The organism is Nonomuraea solani, from assembly GCF_900108335.1.
Classification (GTDB): domain Bacteria; phylum Actinomycetota; class Actinomycetes; order Streptosporangiales; family Streptosporangiaceae; genus Nonomuraea; species Nonomuraea solani.
In genome coordinates this window covers 807,934-830,043 of the sequence record NZ_FNVT01000001.1, presented here as the reverse complement: position 1 = coordinate 830,043, position 22,110 = coordinate 807,934, and the positions used below count along the sequence as shown (strand labels likewise).

Genomic DNA, 22,110 nt, shown 5'->3' with positions numbered 1-22,110 from the left:
CCTACTCCACCGCGCTCAGGATCGCGTCCCAGGCGATCTCGGAGGCGAGCGTGCCGAGGCCGGTCGGCTTGATGCCGTTCAGCTCGACCTCGTCGGTCGTCATGGCGAACATCGTGTCGCCGTCGGTCAGCGTGTGGAACGGCTGGATGCCGCGGTGCATGGAGCTGTGCACCTGGCGGCCGACCTGGAGCAGCTCGACGTCGGTCAGCTTCACGTTGGTGATCATCACGGTCAGCGTGGTGTTGCCCATGACCGAGGCGGCCTCGGTGCCGACCAGGTCGGCGTAGTCGGCGCTCGGGTGCCGGCGGGCGCCCAGGCCGGCGTGGTAGTTGCCGCGCACGACCCGGCCGTCCCTGTCGATCACCGCGCCCACGGAGTTGACCACGGTCGCGACCAGCACCTTGGCCTCGCCGAACGTGCCGAACGCGGCGCCCTGCCCGGCGAACTCGGCCCGGCCGAAGTCCACCTTGCCCGCGCTCGCCGTCCGGCCCGCGCCGCACCGGCCCACCGGGAACTCGCCCTCCTTGGCCCAGCGCAGCGCGGCCCGGCCCAGCTCGCCGTCGGGGTAGACGGCGGTGTCCCGGGTGGAGAAGTCGTAGATCACCGCCCCCGACACGAGCTGCAACTCATCCCACTTGGTCTGGTTCTTGCGGCGGGACAGCAGCTCGTCGCTCACGCCCGCGGCGGCCGACAGCCCGTACACCGAGCCGCCGGCCAGGCAGATGGCGTGGTTGTAGTCGTAGCCGCCGCTCATGCCGACCGCGCCGCCGCGCGCGTCCACGGCCGTGCGGGCGCCCGCCGGGAGGTGGATCACGGTGCAACCGGTGGGGCCCTCGCCGTACTCGGCCGTGCCGACGTGCACGCCGGGCAGGTCGAAGGCCACGGAACCGCGCCCGGGGCTGGGCTGCGGGGTCAGCGGCAGGTCCGCGTTGCGCGGGACGCCCGGGGCGAACGCGGACGGCTTCGCGAGCCGTGGCTCGGTGGTCACAATGCCTCCAGTAGTTGCTTCGAGTATTCGTGGGCGGGGGCGCTGTAGAACGTGGCCGTCTCGGCGGTCTCGACGATCTCGCCGCGGCGCATCACCGCGATCCGGTCGGCCACGTAGCGCACCGCGCCGAGGTCGTGGGAGATGAACAGGGCGCTGAAGCCGTACTCGGCCTGCAGGTCCTTGATCAGGTTGAGGATCTGCACCTGTACGGAGACGTCCAGCGCGCTGACGGCCTCGTCGAACACGATGAACGCCGGCCTGGTCACCAGGGCGCGGGCGATGGACACGCGCTGGCGCTGGCCGCCGGACAGCTCGTGCGGATAGCGGTCGGCGAACGCCGCCTCCAGGCCGACGTGCTCCAGCATCTCGGTCACCGCGGCGCCGGCCGGGCGGCCCAGGACGGCCAGCGGCTCGGCGACGCTCTGGCCGACGCGCATGCGCGGGTTGAGCGACCAGTGCGGGTGCTGGAGCACGGCCTGCATGCGGCCGGCCAGCTCGCGGCGCCGCTTCGGGAAGGGACGGCCGTCGAACCTGACCGCGCCGGACGTGGGCCGTTGCAGGCCGAGCGCGACGCGGCTGGTGGTGGTCTTGCCGGAGCCGGACTCGCCGACCAGGCCGAGCGTCTCGCCCTCGGCCACCGACAGGGAGACGCGCCGCATGGCGTCCAGATGGATCCGCCGCAGCGGCGGACCGGCCGCGAAGGTGACGGTGACGTCGTCGATCTCCAGAATCACGCGGTCACCTCCGGGTGAACGACGGGCTCGCCGTGTACGCCGCGTTCGGCCAGCTCTTCCGCGCGATGGCACAGGACGTGCTGGTCGCGGACCTTGACGGGTTCCGGGCGTTCGTGTTCGCAGCGCTCGACCGCGAACGGGCACCGCGGCGCGAAGGCACAGCCGGGGGCCGGCCCGGTGAGCACGGGCGGACGGCCGGGCACCGGCTCCAGGCGCGCGCCGTGGGCCGCGGCGGCCGGTGACGCGCCGGCCAGCGCCGCCGTGTACGGGTGCGCGGGCCGGCCCAGCACCTCGCGGGCGGGACCGCTCTCGACCACCCGGCCGCCGTACATGACCGCCACCCGGTCACACCGCCGGGCCACGGCGGGCAGGTCGTGGCTGAGCCACAGGATGCTCGTGCCCGCGTCGGCGGCCAGCGAGAAGACCATGTTCGACACCTCCTCGCGTACCTGACTGTCCAGGGCGGCGGTCGGCTCGTCGGCGACGAGCAGCTCCGGCGAGGTGGCCATGGCCATCGCGATGGCCACCCGCTGCGCCATGCCGCCGGACAACTGGTGCGGGTACGCGCGCGTCACCCGGGGGTCGTCGAGCCTGACCCGCGCCAGGTGGAAGCCCACGTCACCGCCGCGCCCGAGCACCAGCCGGAGCTGGGCGCCCACGCGCATGGTCGGGTCGAGCGAGGCGATCGGGTCCTGGAAGACGAACCCGAGATGCCGTTTGCGCAGGTGGCGCAGCCGGTCGGGCGGCAGGTCGAACACCGGCTCCCCGGCCACCACGACCTCCCCGTCCGTCCGCTGGGCGGCGCGCGACAGCAGCCGGCCGACGGCGGAGCCGAGCGTGGACTTGCCCGAGCCGCTCTCGCCGACCAGCCCGACCGTCTCCCCCTGCGCCACCTCCAGGTCGGCGCCGTCGAGGGCCCGGGTCTTGGCGTAGTCGATCACCAGGTTCCGTACGCTGAGCAGGCTCACGTCAGTGACCTCGTCTCCCTGGGCTCGAGCCGGTCGCGCAGCCCGTCGCCCACCACGTTGATCGCCAGGATCGCCGCCACGAGCACGACGCCGGGGCCGAGGATCAGCCAGGGCGCGGCGATCATGTACGTGCCGCCCTGCTGGATGAGCACGCCGAGCGAGGCCTGCGGCGGTTGCACGCCGAAGCCGAGGAAGCTCAGCCCGCCCTCGACCGCGATCCCGACCGACAGCGCGTACGTACCCTGCACGGCGATCGTGCCGGCCACGTTCGGCAGGACGTGCCGGCCGAGCACGCGCGACAGCCGGGCCCCGCTGATGACGGCCGAGGTGACGTAGTCGCGCTGGGACACGGCCACGGCGGCGGCCCGCACCAGCCGGGTCATCAGCGGGATCGTCACCAGCACGATGCTGGCCAGCGCAGCCAGTTGGCCCGGGCCGAGCACGGCGGCCACCAGGATGGCCAGCACGATGGCGGGGAAGGAGTAGAGCACTTCCACCAGGCGCATCACCAGTTCGTTGAGGTAACCGCCACGGTACCCGGCGACGATGCCGAACGTGGCGCTCAACGCGGCCGTGAGCAGCACGGCGATCGACGACAGGAGCAGCGTCGTGCCCACGCCCTCCATGACGCGCGGCAGCACCGAGCGGCCCAGGTTGTCGGTGCCCAGCCACCAGCCGGGCCCCGGCGGCTGCAGGCGCGGGCCGACGATGGCGCCGGGGTCTCCCCCGAGGCCGGCCAGCCCGCCGAGCGCGAACAGCACGAGCACCGCCAGGACGGCGAGCCCGCCGATGGACAGCTTGTCCAGTTTCACGAGCGCCTCCCCGCCGTAACGCCGAACCGGGGGTCGATCGCCCCCACGAGCAGGTCGATCAGGACGTTCATGACGATGAACACCCCGGCCGCGAGCAGCACCCCGGCCTGCACGACCGCGTAGTCGCGGCGGCCGACGGCCTGCACGATGTAGGAGCCGATCCCCGGCAGGTTGAACACGTGCTCGACGATCAGGGCGCCGCCCAGCAGGTACGCGGTGGTGGTGCCGATGAGCGTGACCACCGGGGTGGCGGCGTTGCGCAGGATGTGGTGCCTGACGATGAACCACGGCGACTCGCCGCGCCCGACGGCCGCCGTGACGTACGGCTCCACCAGCACGCCCATGACGGCGTCCCGCGTGGTCCTGGCGGTGACCGAGATGGAGAACACCGACAGGACGGCCGCGGGCAGGATCATCGTGGCCAGGTTCGCGGCCGGGTCCTGGGTGAGCGGCACCCAGGTGCCGACCTCCAGGCCGAGCGCGTACCGGGAGAACACGAACACCACCAGGCTGCCCAGCACGAACTCGGGCACGCTGACCCCCAGGCCGCTGAGCAGCCGGCCGGCCGCGCCGCCGCCGCCCGGGCGGGCCCGCACGGCGGTGAGCACGCCGAGCGGCACGCCGGCCAGGATGCTCGCGAGCACGGCCAGCACGGTCAGCTCGGCGGTCACCGGCAGGCGGGCCAGCAGCTCCGCGCCGACCGGCTGGCGGCTGATCATGGAGACGCCGAAGTCGCCGCCCGCCAAGGCCGACAGCCAGTGCCCGTACTGCAGGAACACCGCCTGGTCCAGGCCGTAGCGGGCGGCCAGCTCCGCCTTCTGCTCGGCGGTGGCGAACGGCCCGAGCACGGTCTCCGCGAAGCCGCCGGGCATCAGGCGCACGGCGGCGAAGATCAGCACGGAGACGCCCAGGAGCGTGGCGGCCGAGCTGAGCGCCCGGCCGGACCACCACATCACCAGCCGCATGGCTACTGGGACTTCTTCACGCGGGCGTCGGCGACCAGGCGCAGCACGTTGCCGTAGCCCTCGGTGGCGTACAGGCTCGGGCTGAGCGCGTCGGTCCGGTAGGCGACCGTGGCCGGGCGGGTGACCAGCGGGATCATCTGCGCGTCGGCGTCGGCCTTGGCGCACACCTCCGTCAGTGCCTTGTCCCGGCCGGCGCCCGCGGGCTCCTTACCGGCCGCGTCGATGAGCGCGTTGAGGTCCTTGTCCGGCTTCATGAAGCCGACGTTGAAGCCGGCCGTCTCCGGGTTCCACCACTTGGTGACCATGCCGGGGTCGGCGTAGCCGGCGAACCAGGACATCGCGGCGTCGAACTCGGCGGGCGCCTTGCCGTACACCTTGCCCGACCAGCTCGCCTCGTCCATCTGCTCGATCTTGACGGTGATGCCCGCCTGCTGCAGGTTCTGCTGGATCACCTGGGCGACGGCGGGGGCGGGCTCGGTGGAGAAGATGCTGAGCGTGAACGTCAGGTTCTGCGCGCCGGCCTCGGCGAGCAGCGCCTTGGCGTCGTCGACGCTCTTGGCCGCCGACGGCAGCGCGGCCGGGTCGCAGGAGCCGGGCAGGCCCGCCGGGGTGATCGCGGTGGGCTTGCCCTTGCCACCGAGCGCCACGTCGGCGATCTGCTGGTTGTCCAGCGCGATCGCGATCGCCTGGCGCACCTTCGGGTCGGCCAGCTTCGAGCCCGGCTTCAGCGTGTTGAGCATCAGGTAGTAGAAGTCCGTGGTGGCCTGGGTGACCACCTTGACGTCCTTGGCGCCGGCCAGCATCGAGGCGGAGTCGACGTTGCCCAAGGTGGCCAGCGCGGCACCGCCGTTCTGCAGGGCGGCGATGCGGGCGGCCTCCTCGGGGGCGATCGAGACGTTCACGGTGTCGGCCGCGGGCTTGCCCTTGGACCAGTACTTGTCGTTGCGCTTGAAGGTCCACGACACGTCCTGGCGGTGGTTGTCGACCACGTACGGGCCGGTGCCGAGGAGCGTGGTCGCCGGATCGACCGACTTGTCGTCGATCTCCTTCATCGGCAGGACGGCGGCGGGCACGTTGGCCAGGGCCGCCAGGAACGGCGTGTACGGCTGCTCCAGCGTGACCTTGACCTTGTCGTCGCCGTCCTTGGTGACCGACTTGACCGGGCCGAGCTGGCCCCGCCACACGCCCTTGGAGGCCAGCAGCCGCTTCAGGCTGCCCACCACGTCGTCGGCCGTCATCTCCCTGCCGTTGGAGAAGGTGACGCCCTTGCGCAGGTGGAAGACGTACTCGGTGGGGCTCGGGGTGTCCCACTTCTCGGCCAGCAGCGGCTGCACGCTGAAGTCGGGGCCGATCGTGGTCAGCGTCTCGTAGGACAGCGAGAGGAGCTGCCAGGTGGTGGCGACGTCGGCGAGCTGCGGGTCGTACCCGGTGGCGGCGCCGCTGTCGATGTGGACCTGCAGGTTGAGGGCGCCTCCCGTGGGGAGGGCCTGATCGGCGACGGCGAGGTAGCCGGGGGCGGCGGTCTCCTGTGCGGCGGGGGCAGCCCCCGGGGTGGTGGTCGTTCCGGTGGCGGCGCAGGCCGAAGCCAGCAGCGCGGCCGCGACACCGCAGGCCAGGCGTATGGGACGCATGGGCCTCTTCTCCTCTAGTGGCAGGAACGTTCGGCGGCGCTCGGCGGTACGTCGAGCGTGGGGTTCCGGTCGAAGAACCCGACCGGCTTCAGTACGAACCCGCAGGTGTCGACCGGCATGATCGGCCAGTCCTCGGTGCGGGGGAAATGTGTCAGGCCGAACGTGTGCCACAGCACGATGTCCTGCCCGTCGATGTCGCGGTCGGCCCTGGTGTAGGCGGGCAGGCCCGCGCCGCCGGGATGCTGGTTCACCAGGTCTCCGGCGGGATAGCGCTCCGCGGGGTCGTACCGGGTGACCCACAGATGTCTGGTCGCGAACTCGGCCCGGCTGCGGATGCTGGACTCCGGCGCGGCCAGCAGGGTGGGCTTGCCCTCGCCGTGCAGCGCGTAGCCGACCGGGCGGCCGAGGCGGTTGCGCACCTCGGGGTTGACGACGTGCCACGTGCGCTCCGCCTTCAGGTCGGCGTCGCGCATGGCCTCGCTCTCGGTGCGCAGCCGGGTGGCGGAGCGGCCGAACGCGTTGCCGTACGGGTTGTCGCCGCCGATCAGCCGCAGGTCCACCTCGACCTCGTCCACGGCGTTGGCCACGCCGTCCACGGTCATGTCCAGCCGGGCGCTGAACAGGTGCTGGTGGTACGGCGCCGCGAGCCCGGGCGCCACCTCCGACGCGTACGGGGCGGCGCGGTCGTCGTAGGCGCCGGTGAAGACGATGCCGGTGGCCTTGACCTCCAGCTCGATGGTGCCGTCGAGGTAGAGGTACCAGTAGAAGCCGTAGTCGTAGTTGCCCACGGTGACGAAGAACGAGATGACCAGGCGGCGCTGCCTGCGGGTCTCCTTGGAGCCGTTGGCGGGGTCGCTGTGCTTCCACAGGACGCCGTAGTCCTCCTCGTGCATGCAGATCGCGTTCTTGATCACCTTGGGCACGCCGGCGCCGTCCGTGACGACGGCGTCGAAGTAGGTGATCTCGCCGAGGCAGTCGCAGCCGAGTTCGAGGGAGTTGGCGAGCTTGCCGAGCTGGTATTCGCCGGTGTCGAAGTAGTTCTGCCAGAACCGGATCGGGCTCGGGTCGCCGTACGGGACCACCATCTCGGCCACCGAGGCCCGGTAGACGATCGGCCTGACCCGGCCGTCGTCCTCGAAGCCGATCTGGTGCAGGGTGAGGCCCTCGCGCATGTCGTACCCGAGGCGCAGGCTCCACTTCTCCCAGGTGACGAGCGGGCCGTCGACCGTGAAGCTGGGGCCTTCCGGCTGGGTGATGTGGATCGGCTTCTGCGTGGTGCGGTGGGGGCCCTTGTCGTAGTCGCCGCTCTCCTGGGGGATCGGCTGGGGGCCGGTGTCGACGATCTCCAGGATCTCGCCCTTGACCAGATCCACGTACGCGACCAGGCCGTCCACCGGGTGTGCCCACGGGAGGCTCTCCGGGGTGGGCATCACGTGCGCCAGCACTCTGGCGACCCGGCGGCCCTCCTCCTTCGGCAGCTCGAAGTGGCCGGCGCTGAGCGCCGCCAGGTAGACGCCCGCCGGGTCGTCGATGCCGCGCCTGGCCAGGGCGGCGGCCCAGCCGGCGTCCGCCCGCAGCACGCGCCTGACCAGGGCGTGCTCCTCGTCCAGCATGGGCACCTGGCCGTCGGTGATCGGGTCGATCGGCGCCCGTGACTCCACCAGGCCGTCGGTGATCGAGACGATCACGTCCTCGGCGGCCTCGGTGGCCAGGTCCAGCAGGAAGGCGCGGGCCCTGCGGTGGACGGGCGCGCCCGCGAGCACCTCGCCCTTGGGGGGCTCCTCCAGGCCGAGATAGGCCACCCGGACCGTGTCGGTCAGCAGGCCCTCCGCCATCAGGACCCGCCTGACCTCGTCGATCTCCCGCGCCGCGAGCGGGTCGAGAGGATGGGGATGCTTCCCGGTGGTCAGGTGCAACGTTCCGCCCCTTTCTGCTGCCGGAACGTTCCGGCAAGTTTTGCGATAACTTAATTGCGCTGGCCGGAGTGCACAAGACCTGGAGCCCAGGCGAAACACATCGTTTACCGGAGCGGGGTGGTTCTGACGGACGGCTACCATCGGGGCGTGCAAGCAGACGAGCCGATCACGATCCTCACCGTCGCCCGGGAGGCGGGGGTCTCCAAGACGACGGCCTCCGACGCGCTGCGCGGCTCAGGGCGGGTGTCGGAGGCGACGCGCGAGGCGGTCGCGAAGGTGGCCGAGCGGCTCGGCTACGTGCCCAACGGCTCGGCCCGCCACCTGCGCAAGGCCAGCACCGGCACCCTCGGGCTGCACGTGCCCGAGGTGCTGACGCGGTCGGCCTACTACATGTCGTTCGTGTTCGGCGTGGTGGAGCAGGCGGCGCGGCACGACTACGACGTCACGCTGATCACCTCGGGCCAGCGGCGGTCGCGGGCGCCGCGCGTCGACGGGCTGGTGCTCGGCGACCCGCTCGGGGGCGATCCGGTGGTCGAGAGCCTGATGGCGACGGGGCTGCCGACGGTCTCGTGCGAGCACTTCCCTGGGGCGCGGCAGGCCGACGGGGTGGTGTGGTCGGACCACGCGCCGATGCTGGCCCGGCTGCTCGACCACCTGCGCTCGGCGGGGGCGGCGCGGCCCGGGCTGATCGTGGCCGGCGACGAGAGCGACTGGGCGGCCAGCGTGCACCGGGGCTACCTGGAGTGGTGCGCCGCCCAGGGGGTCGCGCCGCTGGTGCGGCGGGTCTCCTTCGACGCCACGGGCGACGAGGTACGCGCGGCGGCCCGCGCCCTGCTCGCGCCCGAGATGGGCGGCGGCCCGGCCTCGGGCGGTGGGGCGGTCTCCTCGCTGGGCGATGGGGCGATGGACGCGCTGGTGTGCGCTCCCGCCGGGGCGGCGACCGAGGTGGCGCCGCTGTTGCGGGAGGCGGGGGCGGGGGTGCTGCTGGCCTCGTGCGTCGACAGTGCCGCCACGCGGCTGGCCGACCCGCCGATCACCGCCATCGACCTGCGCCCGCGTGAGGCGGGGGCGAGCTGTGCCCAGTTGCTGTTCGATCTGCTCTCGGGGACGGTTCCGGCGGGGACGGAGCGCGTCCATCCCATAGAGCTGGCCGTACGCGCCTCGACCGACCCCCGCTCATGGGCGAGGGCCGGCCGGGCGGGCGGTCAGGAGAACGTGACGTCGCTGCAGAAGTAGTACGTCTGGTCCATGTGCGAGGCCTTCCAGATCGTGTAGACGACGTGGCGGCCGGTGCGCGAACCCTTGCTGATGTTGTCGATGGGGTAGGTGCCGGCCGGGGCGTACCTGCCGGTCTCACGGACCAGCTCCAGGTGGTTCCAGCCGAGCGCCGTGGTGGTCGCGTTGTAGCCCTGGCGGGTGATGTAGACCCTGATGTAGTCGGCGCCGTGATAGGCCTGGTCGGTCAGCCGGATGTTGAACGTGCTCGCCAGGGCCGTCGTCTGCCACGCGCCGGGCGTGTCCATGGACCGGTAACGGCCGTCCTGCGTCCGGCCGGCGCTGCAGAGCTGGCCGTTGGGGACGGCGGCCTGGTGGTTGCCTGCGACGTTGTCGCGGTAGAGCCCGTTCCAGTTCCACATGGCGTTGGTGTTGTCCTGCCACGCCTGCCAGCACATGGGGTCGCGCTGCTGCATCGTGGGGTTCTGGAAGTCACTGCCCCAGCGCAGCCAGCAGCCGTAGTTGCGGGACGCCGGGTCGACGACCGAGCCGTGCGCGGAAGCGGTGCCGGTCAGTGGGACGACGACGATCATCGCCATGGTCATCAGCAGGGCCAGGGCGCGCAGCACCCAGCGAGGTCGGGGCATGGTGCGTTCTCCAGGTTCCGGTCGGGGGGTCCGGGGATAAGGAGCGCTCTTGGTGAGGGACGGTATCTGACGGCGTGGGAAGGGCCAAGTGAGAGCTGTTGTCAACGAGGACCGAAGGGGGCTATGAACAGCGGAAAGGGCTTTCCAAGGGGTTGAAAGTTTCAACCGGCCACCAAATACCTACAAATCGCAACGTAATCACCCGATAACTTAAGGTGATGAGATTTGGGGAAGCAGCATGTGAGCGAGGGAGAGAGTCTCAATACTGAGTGGGTGACCGCAATGGTGACGATCGAACCCGCAAGCCAGGGGCACCGAGGTTTCCTTGGCGGCAAGCCACCTCTATATTCCAGACGTCGTCGTCGTGCCCAGGAGCTCGGTCAGGCGCGTGAGGCTCATGTTCGCCCCTGAAGACATGCTGCTGGCTGTGGAGGTGGCCAGCCCGAGCACTGTCACACAGGACAAGACCCTCAAAGCGGAGGTATATGCCAGAGCCGGCATCCCCACCTACTGGCGGATCGAGCTGGACGAGGGACCGATCCTCTACGTTTACGAGCTCAACGGTGACACCTATGACCCGCCGACCGCCTATAAGCCCGGCGCCATCGCCGAACTGAAGGCGCCGTTCCCGGTCAGCTTTGACCCTGACCGATTCGACAGGTGACCTGGACCCCGGCTCTGCCGGCCCCCTCCTGCCGGGAGTGCCGGGGTCCAGGCGATCAGGGGTCGGGCGGGGTCTTGGCGGCCAGCGAGGTGTAGACGGTCACCTCGTCCGGCTGGACCAGCCCGTCCTGGATGGCGCAGATCAGTAGCTTCTCTTTGGTGGGCGCGGGTCTACCGGCCGCCGCGTACTTGACCCGCGCCCGGTCTATGTACTGCCGGACCGTCCGTTCCTTGATCCCCATGCGCGCCGCCACCGACGCCTTGGACATCGACTGGAACCAGTACAGCAGCGCCGCCCGCTCCTTGTCGGAGAGCTGCGGCCGGTGCGGTCCCTCGTCGGTCGCGATCGCCTGGGCCATCGGCGGCGTCATGCTCGGCCGGTCCGCGGCCACCTCGAGGATGGTCTCCAGGCAGGACTCCCGGGTCGCCCGCCCCTTGCCGATGAAGGCGGAGGCGCCCGCGTCGAGCACGGTGCGGACCATCTCCGGCTCCTCGTGCTCGGAGAAGACGATGACCCGCTGACCGCCCGCGCACAGGCCGGCGATGCGGTCGACGACCATGGTGCCGTTGAGGTTGAGGTCGAGCAGCAGCACGTCGGCGGCCGTGCCGCTGACGGACTCGATGGTGGGCCCCTGCGCGACCAGCTCGACCGGGCTCGGCGGGCCGAACCACGACCGCACCCCGTCCACCACCACCTGGTGGTCCTCCACCAGGGCGACCGTCACGAGCCCTCCCAGATGCTGTTGACCCATACCTCCCCTCCCTGACGCTGATAGGTGACGACGACTCCGCTGGCCTCCCGCACGGGGGTCGGGCTGATGGGCAGCTCCTCGTTGTCGGCCACGACGGCCACGCTCACCATCGTCGACATCGCCGACACCGTTACGCGGGCGCGTGACCTGGCCCCGTCCAGCGCGCGTACCGGTGCTCGAAGCAGGTCCTCGCGCACACCCTCCGGCAGCGCGGGCATGCTCTCGCCGAACGGCGGCGCCGTCACGAGCACCTGACGCCGCTCGGCCGCGTCGATGCGGGCGCGCAGCACCGACACCAGCTCATCGGGTACGTCCTCCCGCTCCGTGATGAGCCGGCGCAGCCGCATGGCCCCGGCCGTGCAGTCCACCCGTACCCGCGGGTCGCCCGGGTCGGCGCCGTCGGCGAGCTGGGTGAGCAGCGACTCGGCCACGTCGCGGATGGCCTCGTAGCGGCGCAGCCGGTCGGCGTGGATGCGCTGGGCGGACTCCCGCCAGGCGTCGTCGGCGGCGAGCCTGCGGGCCAGCAGCACGGTCTCCTCGGCACGGGTGCGCAGCAGGTGGCAGCCCGCCGTGTAGCCGAGCTGCATGGTGACGCCGCCCGCGATGACGACCAGGTATTTGGCGATGGACACCCGGTCGAACGACCCCGCGACGGCCATCGCGACCAGCATGATGCCGGCGTTGGCGGCCAGGAACGCGATGAGCTCGGCGCGCCAGCGCGGCCGGTTCCAGGCGAGCATGACGCCGAGCCAGCCCACCGAGCCCCACGCCCAGTCGCTGATGCCGAGCAGTTCGCCGGGCCGGCAGGCCACGATCACCGCGATGTCCACGAGCAGCGCGGCGAGTGCGAGCTCTCGTATCCTGCCGGGCCCGGACGAGGTTCGTGACAGCGACAGCGCGCCGATCACGAAGATCACGGAGTAGAGGACCCAGGCCCCGGCCGCCAGCCACGGCCAGCGGAAGGTGTCCCAGCCGGTGACGGTGACGGTGAGGTCGTACCCGACGTGCCAGACTCCGGCGATCACCACGGCGCCGAGCGCGGTGTAGCGGGCGTAGCGCCGCGCGATCTGCTCGATCTCCTCGGTCATGGCCGCCACCACAGGCTCACCCGGGTGCCCCGGTCGCCGGAGGAGATCTCGGCGCCGCCGTTCGGCAGCGAGCGCATCATGTCGAGGATCGAGCCGCGCACGCCGAACCGGTCGGGCGGTAACCGATCCTGGTCGAAGCCGCGGCCCGCATCCGCGACTTCGACCAGGATCTCTCCGCCGCGCCTGCTGGAAACCAGCTCCGCCTCGCGTACGCCGGCGTGAAGAGCGACGTTGGCGAGGGCCTCGGTTACGGCACGGGCGAAGCGTTCGGCGACGTCGCCCGGCACCGTCTCCGGCACCAGGCGCTTGCGGACGTCCAGCCCGGTCGCCCGCCCGGCCACCTCGTCGAGCAGGGCGTCCAGGGCGATGGGCGCGGAGAGCGGGCGCGGGGTGGCGCGAAGCTGCTCCAGGGCCGCCAGGTCGGTCGCGACCTGGGCGCGCAGGGTGGGCGAGGGCTCGTCGTAGGTGCCCAGGCCGACCATGGTCAGGGTGTGCAGCGACGTCTCGTGGATGCTGCCGACCTGCTTCAGCTCGTCCTCGCGGCGCAGCCGTTCGACGATGAGCGCGATCTCGGCGCGGGAGCTCTCGCGCAGGAAGGTGTCGGCGGAGGCGGCCGAGCGGCGCAGCAGCGTCATCAGCAGCACGATCGCGAGCAACTGGACGAGGTGGATGCCGAGGGTGGTGTAGACGTCGCCGGCGGGGGACGCCAGCCGTACGCCCACCGCGAACGACGCGGCCACGGCGACTCCGGCGGGCACCGCCACCCGCGGCCGCCACCTGACTCCGGCCATGACGATGGTCATCGTGACCAGCCCCGCGACCCAGCTCGACGACGTGGTGAGGGCCTCCACGGCCACGAGGTGGCGCTGCAGGAGGCACAGTGCGACGGTGATGGCCACATCACCGGCCACCAGCCAGCCGGGCAGCAGCTCCTTGCGCCAGAACACGCGCACGTGCAAAGCGGTCCATAAGCCGTGTAACAGCAACATGGGCACCAGCCACCGGGCGGAGACCGGGGGAACGGCGCCTAAGACCGCCGCCACGACGGCGACCGAGCCCACCGCGCTTCGCGCGCCGGCACCGGTACGCGCGACCGCCTTCGTTAATTGCCTGGTGGCCGAGTCGTGTGGCGTGGAGCCGGGAAATGACATGAGCCGTCCGCACGCGATATGGGCACAAGACGGGTCTCACGATAACGCAGGGCACGGTGGGTAAAAAGAAACGCGAAAGGTTTTCTCCGGCCGTCGTTACGGGTGGCGTCATGGGTCGCATGGCAGTTTTCCTCGAGCCGGCTCCGCAGCGGTGTTCACCGCCCACACCGAACCCTGGCCCCTGAGCGCTCCGGTGGCATGACGGTCGATCGGCCGTCAATGCGCTACGACGGCCGATCAGCCGTCAGTCGCATCCCTTCACAAGAGCGTGTACTGGGCTCGGGCCGCGACGAATGCGGTGGGGAGGGGACACATGACACTGTTCGTGATCACATTCCTGGTGGGCTGCCTGTCGGTGATGACCGTCAGGGGCCGGCGGGGGAACTGGCCGGCCGGCATGCCGGTGGCGCGACCGCGACTGGTGGCGGTGGGGGGCACGTACGAGGGCTCGGACGGCCGGCCGTCGGACGTGTACGTCATCCAGGAGCGTCTGATCGCGGCGGCCCGCGGCGTCGGCGGGACCGAGCTGGCCCACACGGCGGCCGCGCTGGCCCTGGGCTCGGTGGTGGCCGACCGGCCGCAGCACGCGGGGACGCGCGAGTCGGACCTGGACGAGTGCGTGCAGGGGGCGCATCGTGCCGTGCGTACCGCGGCTCTGCGCAATCCGGCCATGCCCGAGCTGGTCAGCACCCTTGACCTGGTCGTGCTCGACCGGACGGAACACCCGCGGCTGCGGTTCGCGCACGTCGGGAACGGCGCGATCTGGCACTGCCCGAAGGGCGGAGACCCGCGGCCGCTGACGACGCAGCACGCCTTCGAGGACGGCCCGCTGCTGCGCGGGGTGGGCCTGCCGTCGGCGCTCAACCCGGAGGTCGGCATCGTGGCGCTGCGCCCAGGCGACCGCGTGGTGATCGTGACCGAGGGGGCGACGAGGGCGCTCGGTGAGCGGCGCATGAAGGAACTGCTGACGGACGGCACGTCGGCGGTGGCCTGCCTGGACCGGATCTACGACGAGATGGCGGCCCTGGAGCCCAAGGACGACGCCACGGTCATCATCGCGGATTTCGTCACGGCCTGATCTGGACGGCGCCCGTGGGCGGTGGCACGCTGAAGGGTCCGAAGACCTTTCTCGGGGGAAGCGCCACCGTTCCACTATCGGTCCATCAACTCTGTCATTGATGGGATGCGCCGTGGCCGAGCTTGTTCTTTTCCCCAGTTGCGACCTGCACATGGCGTTGACCGGCGGTCCCAAGCTGTTCGTCCGCCTCTTCAGCGTGGACACGCTGAATACCGGCCGCTACGCGCTGAACCCCATCTTCACGGGCTTCGCGTTCGACTTCTTCGCGCCGTACCGGAAGGTCGGCGAGCGCATGCTCGACCTGCCGAGGGTGGCCCCGACGGCGGCGAATCCGCAGCTCATCGAGGTGACGGCGACCAGGCCGGGGGTCTATCTGTTCCAGTTCCGGGTCGGGCCCGACTATCTCGTGGGGCGGCTGCAGGTGCACAACGAGATCAAGGCGTGGTGGTTCGGCAATGACTCGATCACCACGGCCGTGGACGACGTCGGGCACGCGCAGCCGTCGATCTACGCGGAGTTCAGCGAGGACTCGGCGCCGGGCAACCCCAACTCGACGGGCGCCGACCTGGTCGGGGACATCACCGGCCACGGCTACGTCACGCTGACCTCTCCCGACCCGAAGGTCGTGGTGATGCCGGAGGGCCGGTTGCGCGGCACGGCCGAGACCCCGCCCGCGACGCCGGTCGTGATCAGCGGAACGTTCCTCGGCAAGACGCACACCCTGGCCACGCACGTCGTCAACTACGACACGCCCCGCCGCATCCTGACCCCGCGGCACACCCCGAACCTGGCGGGGGTCAATGACGCGCACAACATGCTCTTCCTGGCCGACGGGTTCAGGGAGGCCGACAAGGCGCACTTCGAGATGGTGTACACGAAGGCCGTACAGGAGAGTGTGTTCGGCAAACCGGCGCACGAGCCGTACCCGATGCTGAAGGACGCCTTCAACGTCTTCACCGCGTTCGCCCCGTCGCGGCAGCACGCGCTCACCTGCGGCTACCGCGTCACCGACACGGCGTCGGGGCGCGTACCCAAGGGCGCCCAGATCCCCTACATCTTCCGGGCTAACGGCAACAAGAACGCCTACACGCTCGAAGAGCTGATCGGGATCGTCGGCGATCCCATGCACAACGAGCAGCGCGGCGACCTGGTGAACCTCTGGAAGGACCAGTCGCTGCCCGGCTTCCAGCCGGAGAAGGTGGACGACGATCTGCTGGCGGCCTGGAAGGTGCACCGGTCGACCGGCATCCTGCAGGCCAGGGACACCTTCTTCGGCATGATCATCGGCAGCCGGCCCGGCGACCGGCACACCGACCGGCCGTCGGTGAACCCGCCGCCCAAGGACGAGAAGACGCAGGCGCTGGCGGACTTCGTCAAGCGCGTGTACGAGTTCTACCGGCCCGCCGACGAGGCCCGCCTCGTGACGCCCGACCGGCGCAGGCACGCGCCCGAGGTGCTCCCGAGCAACCGCTTCACCAGCACGCAGAGCACCATCATGCGCTTCATCAGGAACCTGCAGCTCGACCGCGCTCCGAACACCCCGATCGGGCCGGTGTGGGACCCCTTCCCGACGTTCAAGCGGAGCCGTGGCCTGGTCGGCATGATCTGCCACGACGGCATGGACGGGGGCGGCAACGTCAACGACAACACGATGACGACCGTGACCGTCGGCACGGCGACGGACCTGACGGCCGCCTACGTCCCCACTCCCCCGCCGCCCGCCGCGCCGGAGAGCCTCCACAAGCGGGTCCGTCAGCCGCCGAGCCCGATCGAGCCGGACATCGACGACGTCGCGGGCACGATCGCGCACGAGTTCGGGCACAGCTTCAACCTCTCCGACGAGTACGAGACCCGCCCGAACGACGACCCCGAGGACGCCGGCGTCGCCGACCTGACCGGCGACAACGTCTCGAAGATCAAGTTCTTGCAGGCGCCCTCGCTGCCCGCTCCGGCGATCGACCCGGCCAAGGTCAAATGGCTGACGCTGCCGCGCATCAGGGTCTCCTCCCGGCTGATCGCCAGGTCCACCGCCGGGACGGCCACGGGCATCCGGCTGCCGATCGACCCGGGCCAGGTCGGGCAGTGGCGCAAGCTCATGTCGGAGTCGCCCGCGCCCCTGGTCCACCTGCGCAACTTCGCGCCGGACGTCTCCGGGCGGCAGCTTCCGCTCTCGCTGACCCTCTACCTCGACAAGCTGATGATCCAGGACGTCACGCCCGAGGGCGTCCTCATCCTCCTCGGGCCCGGACTCGACCAGAGCCCGGTCTTCGAGGCGGGCTCGGCGGTCTTCGTCCCGGTGGCGGACAAGAACCAGCAGCCCGTCACCATCACCGTGCCGAAGGTGCTGCAGCAGCTCACCACCTCGCACAAGCCGCTCAACGAGGATCTCAACAACACCGACCCCAAGGACGCGCCCGACGAGCCGGTGTCCATCTCCGGGTTCAAGCCGCCCTGCACCTCGTCGCTGCTGATCGGCGTCTTCGAGGGGGCCCAGTTCTACGCCCGCGGCTATTACCGGCCCACGGGCACGTGCAAGATGCGCAGCATCGGCGCGACGGGCGAGGCCGTGCCGTTCTGTTACGTCTGCAAGTGGCTGCTCGTCAACCGGGTCGATCCCAGCTACCACGCCAAGCTCTACGACACGTTCTATCCCGAGGCGAAGAAGAATGGCTGAACAAGGGACGTTCGACATGTTCGTCGCCGAGATCGGCCAGGCGCTGCTCCCGCTGCGCCGGGCGCTCGGCTCGACGGAATCCTTCATCGCTTTTCTGCAGCGGCTCGGCTGGCAGGCCACCGACATCCCGCAGCCGCTGCGTGACCTGCGCGCCGGGGTGGACACCCTCTACGACAGCCTCACCAAGCTGCTCGGCGAGGGCAACGTCAAGGTGGGCGGCCAGATCGGCGGCGGCGAGGCGAACGTGCAGATCTCGGCCGACGACGTGGCCCGGGCGCTGCACGCGACGCAGCAGGTCATCGCCGGGATCCGGGCGATCGGGACCGCGCCGGCCGCGTCGATCCCGGCGCCGCTGCGCGCCGACGGGTTCCAGACCGTGTTCCCGAAGCAGCTCGTCGACTACCTGATCGTCACGTATCTGCAGGACTTCCATCCGTCGATCGGGTTCGCGCTGCGCTCGCTGGGCGTGATCAAGGCGACGTACACGCCGCAGACCGGCGGGCGGCCGCCGCACATGCGCCTGTCGCTGGACCTGGCGGACCTGCCGCGCGTGCTGGAGGACCCGTCGCTGGTGCTGAAGAACGCGTTCGGCTGGGGTGAGGCCGGCTTCGACTTCCCCGCGCTCGCCTCGCAGGTGGACAACCTGCTGTCCACCATCGGCCTGCACGTGGTGGCGGAGCGGCCGGACGTGGAGACCATGGTGGCGATCGGCGGCGCGCCGCCGCTGCCGGAGCGGCCGCGGCCCAGGGCGGTCAAGGCCGTCATGTTCGAGCGGGTACGCGAGTCCGGCCGCATGGCCGCCGAGATCCGGCTGCTGCCGCTGCCCGCCGTGGACTCCGTGGCGCCGGGCCTGGCGGTGCTGCCGTCGTTCAACGGGGTGCTGAACTTCCGGCTCGACCTGGGGCCCGACATCTTCGTCACCATCCGCAGCGAGCTGGACCTGCAGGGCGGGGTGGCGGTGCAGGTGCGCCCGGGGCGGCCGATCGAGCTGGTGCTCGGGTTCGAGTCCGGCAGCGCGCCCGTGCACGCGAAGGGCGCGCTGGAGGTCAGGACCGAGCGGTCCGGGGCGGACGGCGTACCGACCGTGATCCTCGGTGCGCCAGGGAGCACGCGGCTGCAGTTCGGCAAGATCGCCGGGACCGGCGGCATCCGGCTCTCCGGTTCGGACGTGGACGTCTTCGCCGAGGTGGAGCTGACGGGGCTGGAGTTCGTCTTCGAGCCGTCCGGGGCCGACGGGTTCATCGCCAAGATCATTCCGGAAGGCGGCTTCTCGTTCGGCGCGGACCTGACGGTGGGCCTCTCGCACCGCGAGGGCTTCTACTTCCGCGGCGCGGCCGGCATGGAGATCCAGCTGCCCGTGCACCTGCGGCTGGGGCCCGTCGAGATGCGGTCGCTGACGATCTCGGCGGCCCCGTCGGGCGACGGGCTGCCGATCGGGCTCGGCGCGACGTTCAAGGCCGAGCTGGGTCCGCTCAAGGTCGTGGTCGAGGAGGTCGGGCTGACCGCCGCGTTCGCGTTCAAGTCCGGCCACGACGGCAACCTCGGGCCGCTCGACCTGTCGCTCGGGTTCCGGCCGCCGCGCGGCGCGGGGCTGTCCGTGGACGCCGGCGTGGTGACCGGGGGCGGCTTCCTGCGCTTCTTCCCCGAGCGCGGTGAATACGCGGGCGCGCTGGAGCTGGAGTTCACCGGCCTGTTCGGGGTCAAGGCCCTCGGGCTGATCAGCACCAGGATGCCCGACGGGTCCAAGGGCTTCTCCCTGCTGCTCGTGATCACGGCGGAGTTTCCCGGGGGGATCCAGCTCGGGTTCGGGTTCACGCTGCTCGCGGTGGGCGGCCTGATCGGGCTGAACCGGCGGATGAACCTGGAGGCGCTGGCCGAGGGCGTACGGACCGGGGCGATCGAGTCGGTCATGTTCCCGCGCGACGTCATCGCGAACGCGCCCAGGATCCTCAGCGACCTGAACGCCTTCTTCCCGATCGAGGAGGGCAAATTCCTGATCGGGCCGATGGCCAAGATCGGGTGGGGCACGCCGGCGCTGATCACCGTGTCGGTCGGGGTCATCATCGAGATCCCGGGGAACATCGCCATCGTCGGCGTGCTGCGGTGCCTGCTGCCCGACGAGCGGATCCCGCTGCTGGCGCTCCAGGTCAACTTCGCGGGGGCGATCGAGTTCGACAAGCAGCGGCTGTGGTTCTTCGCCGAGCTGTTCGACTCGCACGTGCTCTTCATGACCATCGAGGGCGGCATGGGGCTGCTGGTGGCGTGGGGGGACAATCCGGACCTGGTGGTGACGGTGGGCGGGTTCCATCCGTCGTTCAAGCCGCCGCCGTTGCCGTTCCCGGTGCCGCGGCGGCTGGCCGTGGACATCCTCAACCGGCCGGGCGCCCGGATCCGCGTGTCCGGATATTTCGCGATAACCAGTAACACGGTGCAGTTCGGCGCGCGGGCCGAGATGGTGCTGGGGTTCGACGACTTCGGCATCCAGGGGCACATCGCCTTCGACGCGCTGTTCCGGTTCTCGCCGTTCTCGTTCGTCATCGCCGTGTCGGCCGGGGTCACGCTCAGGGCGTTCGGGGTCGGGCTGCTGGGCATCGACCTGGACTTCGAGCTGTCCGGGCCGTCGCCGTGGCGGGCCAAGGGGCGCGGGTCGATCTCGCTGCTGTTCTTCGAGATCTCCGCGGACTTCGACATCGAGTGGGGCGAGCGCAGGGACACGACGCTGCCGCCCGTCGAGGTGCTGCCGCTGCTGGCGGGCGAGTTCGCCAAACTGGAAGGCTGGGAGACGCGGCTGCCGGCCGGCGGTACGCGCACGCTCGTCACGCTCAGGGCGCTGCCGTCCACCGGCGACCTGGTGCTGCACCCGCTGGGCTCGCTGTTCGTCCGGCAGCGCTCGATCCCGCTGGAGGTACGGCTGGACCGGGTCGGGGCGCAGCGGCCCGGCGACGGCACCCGGTTCGCCGTGGCGCCCGCGCCGGACAGTGGGCTGGTGCGGGCCTCGGTCACGCCGGACAAGTTCGCGATGGCGCAGTTCCAGGACATGGACGACGCGGCCAAGCTGTCGCGGCCCGCGTACGAGGACCAGGGCGCGGGGCTCGAACTGGTGGCGGCGCAGGGGGCGATGGCGTCGGCGCGGGTGGTGCGGCGCAGCGCCCGGTACGAGGCCATCGTCATCGACAGCCGCGCCCGCCAGGCCCCGAGCGGCGCCGTGGCCCGCAACCGCGCCCTTGGCAACGGCAACAGCAACGGCGGCGCTGGGACCGCGTCCGGTAACGGCGGCCGGGTCTCCGGTAACGGGTCCGGTAATGGGGATGTGCGGGGGTTCGTGGTGCCGCCGCCGGTGCGGGCCAAGCGGCTGGCCAGTGTCAGCCCGGCCGTGTTCGGGCGGTTCCTGCAGGGCAGCAGCACCAGCCGGTCGCCGCTGTCGCAGCACGAGGCCACGCTCAGGCAGCCGTTCCCGGTGAGCGAGACCGTACGGCTCACGGGGGCGACCTTCGTGATCGCCCAGCTCCGCAACAACCTCCAGGCGTTCCCTCCGGCGGCGCTGGCGGGCAGCCCGTCGAGCTTCCCCAGCCTGGCCTCGGCCCTGGACGCGCTGGACGGCTGGATCGTGGCCGATCCGGGCCTGGCGGGCACGCTGCACGTGGTGCCGCAGTCGGACGCGGCGGCCCCACCGGCGGCGTCCGGCACCTGGAACACCGCCGTGAACGCGCTCCCGGCCACCGCGAGCTGGGACTCCCCCGACGCGGCCGCCCTCCTGCGCACCGGCAGGATCCTGGTGGCCGGTGGCACGGGCGCGAGCGGGAACGCGCTGCGGGCGGCCGCGGTGTTCGATCCGGTGGCCCTCGCCTGGTCGCCGATCGCCTCCCTGGCCACCGCGCGCCACCTGCACACGGTGACGGCGCTGGCGGACGGGCGGGTGCTGGTCGCGGGCGGCCGCGACACCGGCGCCCCGGCCGGAACGTCGTCGGCCGAGATCTACGACCCGCTGAGCGGGGCCTGGTCCGAGACGGCGATGGGCCGGCCGCGTCACTCCCACACCGCGACCGTCCTGCCCGGCGGCAAGGTGCTGGTCGCGGGCGGCACGTCGCAAAGGAGGGCGACGGCGGCGGCGGAGATCTTCGACCCCGCCACCGGCGCCTGGTCGGCGGCCGCGCCCATGACCGACGCGCGGTCCGGGCACGTCGCCGTGCCGCTGCGGGACGGACGGGTGCTGGTCATCGGCGGCGTGGTGCGTACCGGGCGAAACGACGCCGCGCTCGCGTACTGCGAGATCTTCGACCCGGCCACCGGGACCTGGACCCCGACCGGCAGCCTGGCCACCCCGCGCGCGGGTCACCGCGCCACCGTGCTGGCCGACGGCACCGTGCTCGTCACCGGCGGCGACACGCCCGGCGTGGCGCCCGCGGGCATGTCCGGCCAGGCCACGGGCACCGCGGACCCGCCCGCGCGCCCGTTCGACCCGGCCGGGCTCGCGAGCGCCGAGCGCTACCACCCCGCGACCGGCGAGTGGACGACCGTCAAGAGCATGCCCGGCGGCCGGAGCGGGCACCACAGCGTCCTGCTGCGGTCCGGCAAGGTGCTGGTCGTGGGCGGCGCCGGAGCGCCGTCGTTCGACGGCGGCTTCCGCGACGCGCTCGTCTACGACCCCGGCACCGACACGTGGACGCCCACGGGCCGCCTGGCCACCGGCCGTTCGGGGGCCGCGCTCGCCGAACTGCCCGACGGCCGGGTGCTGGTCGCGGGCGGGCGTACCCGATCCGCCGCGGCGGCGCCGCATCCCGGCACCGACGTGCTCACCGCCACCACCGAGATCCTCACCCCTTGACCA

Annotated in this window: 16 protein-coding genes; 5 read left to right on the top strand and 11 right to left on the bottom strand. The window is 71.4% G+C overall.

The features are described 5' to 3' along the window. Position 1: 1 nt before the first annotated feature. Genes C4V41_RS03655 through C4V41_RS03625 form a run of 7 tightly spaced genes read right to left on the bottom strand, consistent with a single transcriptional unit; the run spans position 2 to position 8,014 of the window. Positions 2–988 carry a P1 family peptidase gene (locus C4V41_RS03655; RefSeq protein WP_103954258.1) on the bottom strand — a complete coding sequence of 329 codons (987 nt, stop codon included), beginning with the start codon at positions 986–988 and terminating at the stop codon, positions 2–4. After that, positions 985–1,722, bottom strand: a complete 738-nt coding sequence (locus C4V41_RS03650; RefSeq protein ID WP_235029887.1) for an ABC transporter ATP-binding protein — start codon at positions 1,720–1,722, stop codon at positions 985–987. Before C4V41_RS03650 ends, C4V41_RS03655 begins: the two co-directional genes overlap by 4 nt. Further along, complete coding sequence (locus C4V41_RS03645; RefSeq protein ID WP_103954257.1) at positions 1,719–2,690, bottom strand: ABC transporter ATP-binding protein; 972 nt, start codon at positions 2,688–2,690, stop codon at positions 1,719–1,721. Before C4V41_RS03645 ends, C4V41_RS03650 begins: the two co-directional genes overlap by 4 nt. After that, entirely contained in the window at positions 2,687–3,502 is an 816-nt protein-coding gene (locus C4V41_RS03640) for an ABC transporter permease (protein ID WP_103954256.1), read from the bottom strand. Before C4V41_RS03640 ends, C4V41_RS03645 begins: the two co-directional genes overlap by 4 nt. After that, positions 3,499–4,467, bottom strand: coding sequence for an ABC transporter permease (locus C4V41_RS03635; RefSeq protein ID WP_103954255.1), 969 nt, complete (start codon positions 4,465–4,467; stop codon positions 3,499–3,501). The genes C4V41_RS03640 and C4V41_RS03635 overlap by 4 nt, the downstream gene beginning before the upstream one ends. A gap of 2 nt (positions 4,468–4,469) precedes the next feature. Beyond that, positions 4,470–6,098 carry an ABC transporter substrate-binding protein gene (locus tag C4V41_RS03630; protein WP_103954254.1) on the bottom strand — a complete coding sequence of 543 codons (1,629 nt, stop codon included), beginning with the start codon at positions 6,096–6,098 and terminating at the stop codon, positions 4,470–4,472. A 14-nt stretch (positions 6,099–6,112) separates the two neighbouring features. Next, positions 6,113–8,014, bottom strand: coding sequence for a primary-amine oxidase (locus tag C4V41_RS03625; RefSeq protein WP_235029886.1), 1,902 nt, complete (start codon positions 8,012–8,014; stop codon positions 6,113–6,115). Positions 8,015–8,161: 147 nt separating this feature from the next. Between C4V41_RS03625 and C4V41_RS03620 the strand changes: the two genes are divergently transcribed. Beyond that, positions 8,162–9,250 carry a LacI family DNA-binding transcriptional regulator gene (locus tag C4V41_RS03620; protein ID WP_103954723.1) on the top strand — a complete coding sequence of 363 codons (1,089 nt, stop codon included), beginning with the start codon at positions 8,162–8,164 and terminating at the stop codon, positions 9,248–9,250. On the opposite strand, the gene C4V41_RS03615 is transcribed toward C4V41_RS03620, so the two are convergent. Then, positions 9,220–9,876, bottom strand: a complete 657-nt coding sequence (locus C4V41_RS03615) for a lytic polysaccharide monooxygenase auxiliary activity family 9 protein (protein WP_103954252.1) — start codon at positions 9,874–9,876, stop codon at positions 9,220–9,222. The two genes, C4V41_RS03620 and C4V41_RS03615, sit on opposite strands and share 31 nt — an antisense overlap. Positions 9,877–10,201: 325 nt before the next feature. Here C4V41_RS03615 and C4V41_RS03610 point away from each other — a divergent pair, with 325 nt between their 5' ends. Then, entirely contained in the window at positions 10,202–10,540 is a 339-nt protein-coding gene (locus tag C4V41_RS03610; protein ID WP_103954251.1) for a Uma2 family endonuclease, read from the top strand. A 55-nt stretch (positions 10,541–10,595) separates the two neighbouring features. Here the strand turns inward: C4V41_RS03610 and C4V41_RS03605 are convergent, their stop codons facing one another. Genes C4V41_RS03605 through C4V41_RS03595 form a run of 3 tightly spaced genes read right to left on the bottom strand, consistent with a single transcriptional unit; the run spans position 10,596 to position 13,530 of the window. After that, a complete protein-coding gene (locus C4V41_RS03605) occupies positions 10,596–11,264 on the bottom strand; it encodes a response regulator (protein ID WP_200823715.1) in 669 nt (222 codons plus the stop codon). Further along, positions 11,261–12,379, bottom strand: a complete 1,119-nt coding sequence (locus C4V41_RS03600; protein WP_146103519.1) for a hypothetical protein — start codon at positions 12,377–12,379, stop codon at positions 11,261–11,263. The genes C4V41_RS03605 and C4V41_RS03600 overlap by 4 nt, the downstream gene beginning before the upstream one ends. Beyond that, the gene (locus C4V41_RS03595; protein ID WP_146103518.1) at positions 12,376–13,530 is read right to left on the bottom strand and encodes a sensor histidine kinase; all 1,155 of its coding nucleotides are present in this window, start codon (positions 13,528–13,530) and stop codon (positions 12,376–12,378) included. The genes C4V41_RS03600 and C4V41_RS03595 overlap by 4 nt, the downstream gene beginning before the upstream one ends. 313 nt (positions 13,531–13,843) lie before the next feature. On the opposite strand from C4V41_RS03595, the gene C4V41_RS03590 reads away from it, so the two are divergent. The 3 genes from C4V41_RS03590 (at position 13,844) to C4V41_RS03580 (ending at position 22,107) form a co-directional block, all read left to right on the top strand. Continuing rightward, the gene (locus C4V41_RS03590) at positions 13,844–14,608 is read left to right on the top strand and encodes a SpoIIE family protein phosphatase (RefSeq protein WP_103954247.1); all 765 of its coding nucleotides are present in this window, start codon (positions 13,844–13,846) and stop codon (positions 14,606–14,608) included. Positions 14,609–14,720: 112 nt separating this feature from the next. Further along, positions 14,721–17,282: a M64 family metallopeptidase gene (locus tag C4V41_RS03585; RefSeq protein WP_146103517.1), complete on the top strand. Its 2,562-nt coding sequence runs from the start codon at positions 14,721–14,723 to the stop codon at positions 17,280–17,282. Further along, positions 17,275–22,107 (top strand): DUF6603 domain-containing protein, encoded by a 4,833-nt coding sequence (locus tag C4V41_RS03580; RefSeq protein ID WP_103954245.1) that lies wholly within the window; start codon positions 17,275–17,277, stop codon positions 22,105–22,107. The genes C4V41_RS03585 and C4V41_RS03580 overlap by 8 nt, the downstream gene beginning before the upstream one ends. Positions 22,108–22,110: the final 3 nt, after the last annotated feature.

Coding starts and splice junctions, on each gene's coding strand:
- C4V41_RS03635 (WP_103954255.1), bottom strand. CDS start 4,467: ATGCGGCTGGTGATGTGGTGGTCCGGCCGGGCGCTCAGCTCGGCCGCC.
- C4V41_RS03630 (WP_103954254.1), bottom strand. CDS start 6,098: ATGCGTCCCATACGCCTGGCCTGCGGTGTCGCGGCCGCGCTGCTGGCT.
- C4V41_RS03615 (WP_103954252.1), bottom strand. CDS start 9,876: ATGCCCCGACCTCGCTGGGTGCTGCGCGCCCTGGCCCTGCTGATGACC.
- C4V41_RS03600 (WP_146103519.1), bottom strand. CDS start 12,379: ATGACCGAGGAGATCGAGCAGATCGCGCGGCGCTACGCCCGCTACACC.
- C4V41_RS03595 (WP_146103518.1), bottom strand. CDS start 13,530: ATGTCATTTCCCGGCTCCACGCCACACGACTCGGCCACCAGGCAATTA.
- C4V41_RS03590 (WP_103954247.1), top strand. CDS start 13,844: ATGACACTGTTCGTGATCACATTCCTGGTGGGCTGCCTGTCGGTGATG.
- C4V41_RS03580 (WP_103954245.1), top strand. CDS start 17,275: ATGGCTGAACAAGGGACGTTCGACATGTTCGTCGCCGAGATCGGCCAG.